A 7,630-nucleotide genomic window follows, 5' to 3' on the forward strand; every position below is an offset into this window, starting at 1 on the left:
CCAGCGTCAGGCGTCCGGTGACCGCGATCGGACGTACCGTGTACGAGGTCGAGGCGCCGTCGATCATCTCGACCAGGATCACGTGATGCGCCTGCTCGCCGGGGCCGTCCTCGGACTGGTCGGGTGTCTCGCGCTGGTCGCGACCGGAACCGCCGTCGGCCCGCTCTCCCCGGCTGGCTTCGAGAACTGGGGCGGCTACGCCGTCCGGGGTGGGGTCGGCGCCGTTGCGGGACTGGGGATCGGTGTCTCCGTCGGCGCCGTCGTCGGCTTCGTTCTCGACGGTCTCGCCGAGGACACCGACGATCTCGACGAGATCGACATCGAGGAGATGACCGACGGCGACGTCGTCGCCGCGATGATGGAGGAGTTCCGCCGGTTCAGCCCCCGCGGGGCCGAGGCCCTGATCGACGAACGGGACGCCTACATCGCCCACAAGCTCCACGGACTCCGCGAGCAGGGGTACCACGTCGTCGCCGTCGTCGGCGCGGGCCACAAGGCCGGCATCGAGCGCTACCTCGAGCACCCCGGGGAGCTGCCGCCGATGGAGTCGCTGACCGGCACCGCCTCGAGCCGACGGTTCTCGCCGGTGAAGATCGTCGGCTACCTGGTGATGATCGCCTTCGTCGGCTTCTTCTTCCTGCTGATCATGGCGGGAGTCCAGAACACGTTCCTCCTGCAGCTGTTCCTGGCGTGGTTCGCGTTCAACGGGATCTTCGCGTTCGCGCTGGCCCGGCTGGCCGGCGCCCGCTGGATCAGCGCCGGCGTCGGGGGATCGGTCGCCTGGCTCACGAGCATCAACCCGCTGCTGGCGCCGGGCTGGTTCGCCGGCTACGTCGAACTCAAGTACCGCCCGGTCAACGTCCGGGACGTCCAGCAGCTCAACGAGATCATCGGCGACGCCGACCGTCCGATGGGCGAGGCGATCGAGGAGATGTTCGACGTCCCGCTGTTCCGGCTGATCATGATCGTCGCGCTGACGAACATCGGGAGCATGATCGCCACCTTCCTGTTCTTCATCGTCGTTATCCCGTGGCTCGCGCCCGAGATCGGCGGCGTCGACGCCCTGATGGGCGAGCTGATCCGGGGCGCCGAGAACAGCCTCGAGCTCATCCGAGGGGTGGTGGCGTGAGCTACTCGAGCCGAACGTCGGAGCTTACGTTCAGCGACAAGGAGCTGTTCGACCTCGCGGTCGCCTGGATCGTCCTCAGCGTCGCGTTCGCGCTGTTGCTGGCGCCGATCCACCGCTTCGACATCGAGTTCGGCTGGTTCCTCACGATGATCGGGCTGAGCTTCGTCACCGTCGGCGTCGCCTTCCTGCTGCACGAACTGGCCCACAAGGTCGTCGCGATCGAGCACGGCCAGACCGCCGAATTTCGGGCCGACTACCAGATGCTGTTTTTGGCGATCATGAGCGCCCTAATCGGCTTTCTCTTCGCCGCCCCCGGCGCGGTCTACCACCGGGGCCGGATCACGGTCCGGGAGAACGGCCTGATCGCGCTCGCGGGGCCGGTGACCAACCACCTGCTCGCGCTGTTGTTCTTCCCGCTGATGCTGTTTCCGGGACTTCTCGGGCTGGTTGGCCACCTCGGCGTGTTGATCAATCTCTTCCTGGCCGCGTTCAACATGATCCCGTTCGGTCCGCTGGACGGGAAGTCCGTCCTCGAGTGGAGCAAGCCCATCTTCGGCGCGGTGTTCGGGCTGAGCCTGCTGTTGTTGGCGGGCTTTTACCTCCTCTTTGGCTTCCCGTTTTGAACGCCGACCGGTGACCTTTTGCTCGGCCCTGGCAGTCGTTGAGGTATGCCAGACCACGCGGACGAGGAGGACGACGAGGAGGGACTGACCTACGCCGACACCGGCGTCGACATCGAGGCCAGCGAGGACGCCACCGCCGCCTTGCTCGAGGCCTTCGGCAGCGACCTGACGACCGAGTACGCCGGCCTGCTGGACATCGGCGACCGCTACCTCGCGCTGGCGACCGACGGCGTCGGCACCAAGCTGCTGGTCGCCGAGGCGATCGAGGACTTCTCGACGATCGGGATCGACTGCATCGCGATGAACGTCAACGACCTCGTCGCCGCGGGGGTCGAGCCCGTCGCCTTCGTCGACTACCTCGCGATCGACGAGCCCGACGACGACCTCACGAACGAGATCGGTGAGGGGCTGGCCGTCGGCCTCGAGCAGGCCGACCTCACCCTGCTGGGCGGCGAGACCGCCGTGATGCCCGAGGTCGTCACCGGCTTCGATCTCGCCGGGACCTGCGCCGGCCTCGCCGGCAAGGACGAGATCCTCGCAGGCGAAGCGGCGGTCGGCGACGCGCTGGTCGGCTTCCCCTCGAACGGGATCCACTCGAACGGGCTGACCCTCGCTCGGGAGGCCGTCACCCGCGACCACGAGTATACGGACCCGTTCCCGCTAAACCCCGAGGTGTCGATCGGCGAGGAGCTGCTGCGACCGACCCGGATCTACACCGACCTGCTCGAGCCGATGCGCGACCACGACGTCCGTGCGGCGGCCCACGTTACGGGAGGCGGCTGGACCAACCTCTCGCGGATGGGCGAGCGCCGGTACGTAATCGACGATCCGCTGCCGGCCCAGCCGGTCTTCGAGTTCGTTCAGGAGGAAGGAATCGTCGACGACGAGGAGATGCACCGCACGTTCAACATGGGAACCGGGTTCGTCGTCGCGCTCCCGACGGATCAGGTCGAGTCGCTGGTCGCCGAAACCGACGGGCAGGTCGTCGGGCGCGTCGAGGAGGGCGACACCGTCGAGATCCGTGGCCTCTCGCTGTCCTGAACACAACCGCTCTCGCCGGGCGCTTCGAGGCTCGAGACCCGGGTCGGCCGCGATACGATCGCGTCGACCACTCATACGGATTGCTGTACCGATTTACCGGCGCAACCGCCGCACGGGTCGCGGTTGCGCCGGTACTGACTTACAGTAAACCGTATCAGACCGCTTGTACTGGGATCTCGGTCTGGCGCACGACTCGTTCAGTGACGCTGCCAAGGGGCGTTCGACGATCGTTGGTCGCTCCTCGCCGTCCCATCACGATCAGGTCGGCGTTGTCCCGCTCCGCGTAGTCGATGATCTCCTCCCAGGGTAGCCCGCGGCAACACTCACACGCCGCCTCGAGCCCGACCTCGCGGGCGCGATCGGCGATCTCCTCGAGCATATCGACGGCCTCATCCTCGACTTTCTCGTGTTCGGCCTCGACGCTGCCGAGCGCCGGCGGTCGTCCGTGGCGCCGTTCGTCGACGACGTAGAGACACAGTACCGACGCATTGTACTGCTCGGCGAGATTCAGCCCGTGATCAACGCCACGGGACGCCTGTTCACTACCATCCGTCGGAATGAGTATCGTGTCGTACATCTCCGTTCACCCGTGTATTACTCCGATGATCGGCCTGGTAAAGACTGACAACGGTTCTCAGCGAGGGGGAATTCGGTCACCGATCGGCTTCGCGCTCACCCTGCTGCGAGTCGGTCGCCGTCCGGATCGCGTCGTACTCTTCGTCGCTGTAGGCGATAAGCCGAACGTCCTCGAGGGAGTCGGGATCGTACCCCTCGATCTCCTCGCCGATGATCTCGGCACCGTCCTCGAGGTCGAAGCCGGCGACGCCACAGCCCAGCGCCGGGATCACGAGCGACCGACACTCGAGGTCGTCGGCCGTCTCGAGCGCGTTGCGAGTCGCGTCGCGAATGCTCTCGGCGGTCGCCCGGCCGTCGCCGTAGTGGGGCATCGCGGCCGCGTGGATCACGTACTCGGCGTCGAGGTCGTAGGCGTCGGTGACGGCGGCCTCGCCGAGGTCGACCGGCCCCTTCCCGGTCGCCTCCTCGTTGATCTCTCGGCCGGCCCCGCGCCGGAGCGCGCCGGCGACACCCGAGCCCATCTCGAGGCTCGTCCCGGCGGCGTTGACGAGCGCGTCGGCGGACTGTTCGGCGATGTCACCCTGAACGACGTCGAACTCCATACGCGCGGCTACGACGGTATCGGGCTTGAAAGTACGCCCGACGGGAAGAACGGTCCACGGGACGTCGTCGTTCCCACGGTCTTAGGCCAACCAAAACCTTTTATATTTAGGTTCGCCTAATCCCTCGTAATGGACGTACCCGCCCGTAGGGAGGAGACGAACACCGAGGAACCGACCGAAGAGCCGGCCGCAGTCGTTTCCAGTCACGAACCCCGCCCAGGTAAGCTCGTAATCACCGAACGCGACAACAAGGACGGCTGGATCGCGACCGACTGCGCCGTCGATCTCGAACCGTAACGGTTCCGATCCTTTCGTCGACAAAGCCGTCGAGAGCGGGCTCTCTCCTTCCCACGGGCGCAAAAAAGCGAAAGTGAACGCGAGTACCGTCGCCGTCCCGTCGTTCGACCGTTACTTCGTCGCCTCTTCGAGCACGAGGGTGTCGTCCTCGAGGTAGTGCTCGAAGTGGTGGCCGTCCTCCTCCAGGGTTACGAGGATCTCCCGGAGGATCTCGGCGGTCGCATAGTCGCCCAGGTTCTCCGCGAGTTCGATGCTGTCGCGCATCGACTCGATGATGTCGCCGTATATCTCGAGGTCGTTCTGGAACATCGTGCGAACGTCGTAGACGTCCTCGCCCTCGAACTCGACGGTCGCACGCTCCTGCTGGTTCGCGGGGCCGGAGACGGGAACGCCGCCCAGCGCCTGGGCGCGCTCGGCGATCACGTCGGCTCCTTCCTCGACGTGCTCGTAGGCCTCCTCGAGGAACTCGTGGAGCGGGAGGAACTCCGCGCCCTCGACGACCCAGTGGTGTTTCTTGAGCTGGTGGTACAGGACGTACGCGTTCGCCAGCTCGGTGTTCAGCGCCTCGACGACCTGCTCGGCCTTCTCCTGATCGAGCCGAAGCTCGTTGTCCTCGACGACGTCTGCCTGCTGACGGACGGTTTTCTGGGTGCTCATCGTACTCCGAAGTACGGTCGCATCGCTCTTAAAGATTGCCCATGAAAAAACGATTCTTCCTGGTAGGAAAAGATCTTTTCTCGAGTAGCCAATTATTTTCTCCGACCTAGTAGTCCGTGCAGGACGGAGCCCCCGCTCGGAACCGCCGAGATCGACGCTGCAAGCCGATTATCTATCGGCCTCGACGCCGGTCGTCTACGCATGTCATCCGATGCTAGCGGAGCCGTCTCGTTCGGAAAATCGCTCGTGGCCGCCATCCAGGAAAAGAACGTTACGTTCATGGCCGCGAGCATCGCCTACCAGGCATTTCTCTCGTTGCTGCCGTTGCTCGTGCTCGTGTTCTTTCTCGTCTCGTTCATGGCCGACGAGCAACTCGCCACCGAGATCGCCGCGACGACGGAAGGGTTCCTGCCCGAGAGCGGCCAGCTCCTCGTCGAGGACGCGATGGAGGAGTCGCCCGGAGCCGCCGGCGCCTCGATAATCGGGCTCGTCACGCTCGTCTGGGGATCGCTGAAGATCTTCCGCGGGCTCGACACGGCGTTCTCGGAGATCTACGAGTCGACGGGTGAGAACTCGTTTCTCGAACAGCTCCGGGACGCGTTCATCGTCTTCGGCGCGATCGGCGTCGCGCTGCTGGCCGCGGCCGGGACCTCGACCGTCTTCGCGCTCTTCCCCGAAATTCCGTTCATCGGTCTGATCAACCCGATCCTGCTCGTCGTCGGGCTCACGATCGCGTTCCTCCCGATGTACTACTTCTTCCCGGACGTCGGCGTCTCCGTCCGCGAGATCGTTCCCGGCGTCGTCGTCGCCGCGGTCGGCTGGGCCGCGCTCCAGGGGCTCTTTCAGGTTTACGTCGCGCTCGCAGCCGACTCCGAGTCGGCCGGGGCGGTCGGGGCGATCCTGCTGTTGCTCACCTGGCTGTACTTCGGCGGGCTGATCCTGCTGCTGGGTGCCGTCGTCAACGCGACCCGGGCGGGACGTCTCACCCTCGAGGAGGACGCCGAGGACGAGGCCACCGTTCAGAAGCGGCGGCTCGACCGGAGCCGACGCACCAACGAACGGCTCCGGGCGGAACTCGAGGAGCTCCGTCGCGAACGAAACAAGCTCCGCCAGGACCTCGAGGCCCACCGGAGCCGACGGTACGACCTCGAGGATCGGGTCGACGACCTCGAGAGCCGGAGTCGGACGCTCGAGGACGAGAACGAACGGCTCCGGGCGGAACTCGAGGCGCGCGAGGAGCCCGAGTGGAAGCAGGCGGTTCGGGCAGCGGCGTCCCAGGTCGAGACGATCAACGTCGGAACGGTTCGCGAGCGACGTTAGCACGCGAAAGTCGTGAGAGCTTAGTGGGAGCCCGTGGCAGTCACGGTCGTGTCTCACCCAGTCCGGGCGACCAGACGCCGGATCCAGCGCGAGTGGGGAGCCGTCGTCGAGGGCGTCGACGACTGCGCGGATCTGGTCGCCGAACCCTGGGACACCTCCCGGACGACGAACCCCGATCGGGTCGTCGCCCCGCTGCGAGCGGGCCTCGAGTCGGCCGGCCTGCTCGAGCAGCTGTCGGCCCTGCTGGTCGACGTCGTCGACGCGGCCGGCTGCGACCTCGGCGCGAGCCCGGTTCCCGCCCCGCCGTACGTCGCCGTCACCAGCCGGGGACCGATCCTCCGGGCGACGATCGACCCCGGCCGCCTCGTGATCCGGTTTGACGCCTTCGAGGTCGTCCGCGACCCGGGTCCCGCCTACCGACGGCTCGACGGCGTCCGCCTCGACGTCTCGCTCGAGTAGCGGGTCCCCGTCCGACGACTTTTTGTCGTGGGTCTCGGTGGTGTACTGCATGCATCCCCGCGCAGCGACGTTCGCCGAACGGGCCCGCGAGGCCCACGGGTTCGAGCCCGACGTCGAGGAGTTTCCCGAGGGAACGAAGACAGCGGAAGACGCCGCCGACGCCGTCGGCTGCGACGTGGCCCAGATCGCTAGTTCGCTGGCTTTCGACATCGACGGCTCGCTGGTCGTCTGCGTCACCAGCGGCGCGAACCGCGTCGCCGAGCCGGCCCTCGGCGCGGTTTTCGACGCGTCGGCCGAGGACGTCGAGATGGCCGATCCCGAACGGATCAGGGAGACGCTCGGCTGGTCGATCGGCGGCGTCCCGCCCTTTTGCCACGACCGGGGGGTTCCCGTCGTGATCGACGAGACGCTGCTCGAGTTCGACACCGTCTGGGCGGCTGCGGGGACGCCGACGGCGGTCTTCCCGATCGATCCCGACCGGCTGCGCCGGTACGCCGACGCCGATCCGGCCGCCGTCGCCGACTGAGCCGTCGTCGAGGGCGTCGACGGTCTCGGGATCGGAGCCGCCGCGCCCGAAAGTACTTATCCTTTGTAATTCAGGAATACTATAATGTATTCGGACTCGTCGCTCGCTGATCGTCCGCTCGATCGCTTCCTTCGGGACGCCTCGAGCGATGACGACTAAACGGACCCGGCGGACGGTGCTCGCGGCCGCTGGCTCCCTCGCGACCCTCGGATTCGCCGGCTGTTTCGGCAGCGACGACGAGGACGAGACGTACGTTTCGGTCGAGTCGTTCGTTCTCACCGATCCCGAGACGGGGGACCCGTTCGCGTCGGTCGACGGGGACCGGTGGGCGAACGGCCCCCTCGTCGTTCCGCTCGAGGGGCGGCTCTCGGTCGGCGCCCGGGTCGAGGACGAGGACGGC

10 protein-coding genes and 1 pseudogene are annotated in these 7,630 nt (G+C 66.6%); 8 read left to right on the forward strand and 3 right to left on the reverse strand.

All coding sequences use genetic code 11. From position 1 onward, the window contains the following. The 3 genes from ACNA7R_RS18095 to purM all read left to right on the forward strand — a co-directional run. Positions 1–1,129: TraB/GumN family protein (locus tag ACNA7R_RS18095; protein WP_416284920.1), on the forward strand; the 1,129-nt coding region annotated here is incomplete at its 5' end. Beyond that, positions 1,126–1,752: a metalloprotease gene (locus ACNA7R_RS18100; protein ID WP_416284921.1), complete on the forward strand. Its 627-nt coding sequence runs from the start codon at positions 1,126–1,128 to the stop codon at positions 1,750–1,752. The genes ACNA7R_RS18095 and ACNA7R_RS18100, both read left to right, overlap by 4 nt. A 45-nt stretch (positions 1,753–1,797) precedes the next feature. Further along, positions 1,798–2,793, forward strand: a complete 996-nt coding sequence (purM, locus tag ACNA7R_RS18105) for a phosphoribosylformylglycinamidine cyclo-ligase (RefSeq protein WP_416284922.1) — start codon at positions 1,798–1,800, stop codon at positions 2,791–2,793. A gap of 154 nt (positions 2,794–2,947) precedes the next feature. On the opposite strand, the gene ACNA7R_RS18110 is transcribed toward purM, so the two are convergent. Further along, complete coding sequence (locus ACNA7R_RS18110) at positions 2,948–3,370, reverse strand: universal stress protein (protein WP_416284923.1); 423 nt, start codon at positions 3,368–3,370, stop codon at positions 2,948–2,950. Between the two features lie 76 nt (positions 3,371–3,446). After that, entirely contained in the window at positions 3,447–3,971 is a 525-nt protein-coding gene (locus ACNA7R_RS18115; protein ID WP_416284924.1) for a macro domain-containing protein, read from the reverse strand. A 129-nt stretch (positions 3,972–4,100) separates the two neighbouring features. Here ACNA7R_RS18115 and ACNA7R_RS18120 point away from each other — a divergent pair, with 129 nt between their 5' ends. Then, on the forward strand, positions 4,101–4,268 hold the full coding sequence (locus ACNA7R_RS18120) for a hypothetical protein (RefSeq protein WP_416284925.1): 168 nt from the start codon (positions 4,101–4,103) through the stop codon (positions 4,266–4,268). Between the two features lie 111 nt (positions 4,269–4,379). On the opposite strand, the gene dpsA is transcribed toward ACNA7R_RS18120, so the two are convergent. After that, positions 4,380–4,925, reverse strand: a complete 546-nt coding sequence (gene dpsA / locus ACNA7R_RS18125; protein ID WP_416284926.1) for a DNA starvation/stationary phase protection protein DpsA — start codon at positions 4,923–4,925, stop codon at positions 4,380–4,382. A 201-nt stretch (positions 4,926–5,126) separates the two neighbouring features. On the opposite strand from dpsA, the gene ACNA7R_RS18130 reads away from it, so the two are divergent. From ACNA7R_RS18130 to ACNA7R_RS18145, 4 genes and pseudogenes are all read left to right on the forward strand, one after another. Next, positions 5,127–6,245, forward strand: coding sequence for a YhjD/YihY/BrkB family envelope integrity protein (locus ACNA7R_RS18130; RefSeq protein ID WP_416284927.1), 1,119 nt, complete (start codon positions 5,127–5,129; stop codon positions 6,243–6,245). Positions 6,246–6,293: 48 nt separating this feature from the next. Further along, positions 6,294–6,704 carry a hypothetical protein gene (locus ACNA7R_RS18135; protein ID WP_416284928.1) on the forward strand — a complete coding sequence of 137 codons (411 nt, stop codon included), beginning with the start codon at positions 6,294–6,296 and terminating at the stop codon, positions 6,702–6,704. A 49-nt stretch (positions 6,705–6,753) separates the two neighbouring features. Next, positions 6,754–7,230, forward strand: a complete 477-nt coding sequence (locus ACNA7R_RS18140; RefSeq protein WP_416284929.1) for a YbaK/EbsC family protein — start codon at positions 6,754–6,756, stop codon at positions 7,228–7,230. A 148-nt stretch (positions 7,231–7,378) separates the two neighbouring features. Beyond that, a pseudogene (locus ACNA7R_RS18145) lies at positions 7,379–7,630 on the forward strand (hypothetical protein); the annotation flags it as partial.

This window comes from Natronococcus sp. (assembly GCF_047921035.1).
Classification (GTDB): Archaea; Halobacteriota; Halobacteria; order Halobacteriales; family Natrialbaceae; genus Natronococcus.

What these genes read in the sequence shown, in the direction of transcription:
- purM (WP_416284922.1), top strand. Translation starts at nt 1,798, where the DNA reads ATGCCAGACCACGCGGACGAGGAGGACGACGAGGAGGGACTGACCTAC.
- ACNA7R_RS18110 (WP_416284923.1), bottom strand. Translation starts at nt 3,370, where the DNA reads ATGTACGACACGATACTCATTCCGACGGATGGTAGTGAACAGGCGTCC.
- ACNA7R_RS18115 (WP_416284924.1), bottom strand. Translation starts at nt 3,971, where the DNA reads ATGGAGTTCGACGTCGTTCAGGGTGACATCGCCGAACAGTCCGCCGAC.
- ACNA7R_RS18120 (WP_416284925.1), top strand. Translation starts at nt 4,101, where the DNA reads ATGGACGTACCCGCCCGTAGGGAGGAGACGAACACCGAGGAACCGACC.
- dpsA (WP_416284926.1), bottom strand. Translation starts at nt 4,925, where the DNA reads ATGAGCACCCAGAAAACCGTCCGTCAGCAGGCAGACGTCGTCGAGGAC.
- ACNA7R_RS18130 (WP_416284927.1), top strand. Translation starts at nt 5,127, where the DNA reads ATGTCATCCGATGCTAGCGGAGCCGTCTCGTTCGGAAAATCGCTCGTG.
- ACNA7R_RS18140 (WP_416284929.1), top strand. Translation starts at nt 6,754, where the DNA reads ATGCATCCCCGCGCAGCGACGTTCGCCGAACGGGCCCGCGAGGCCCAC.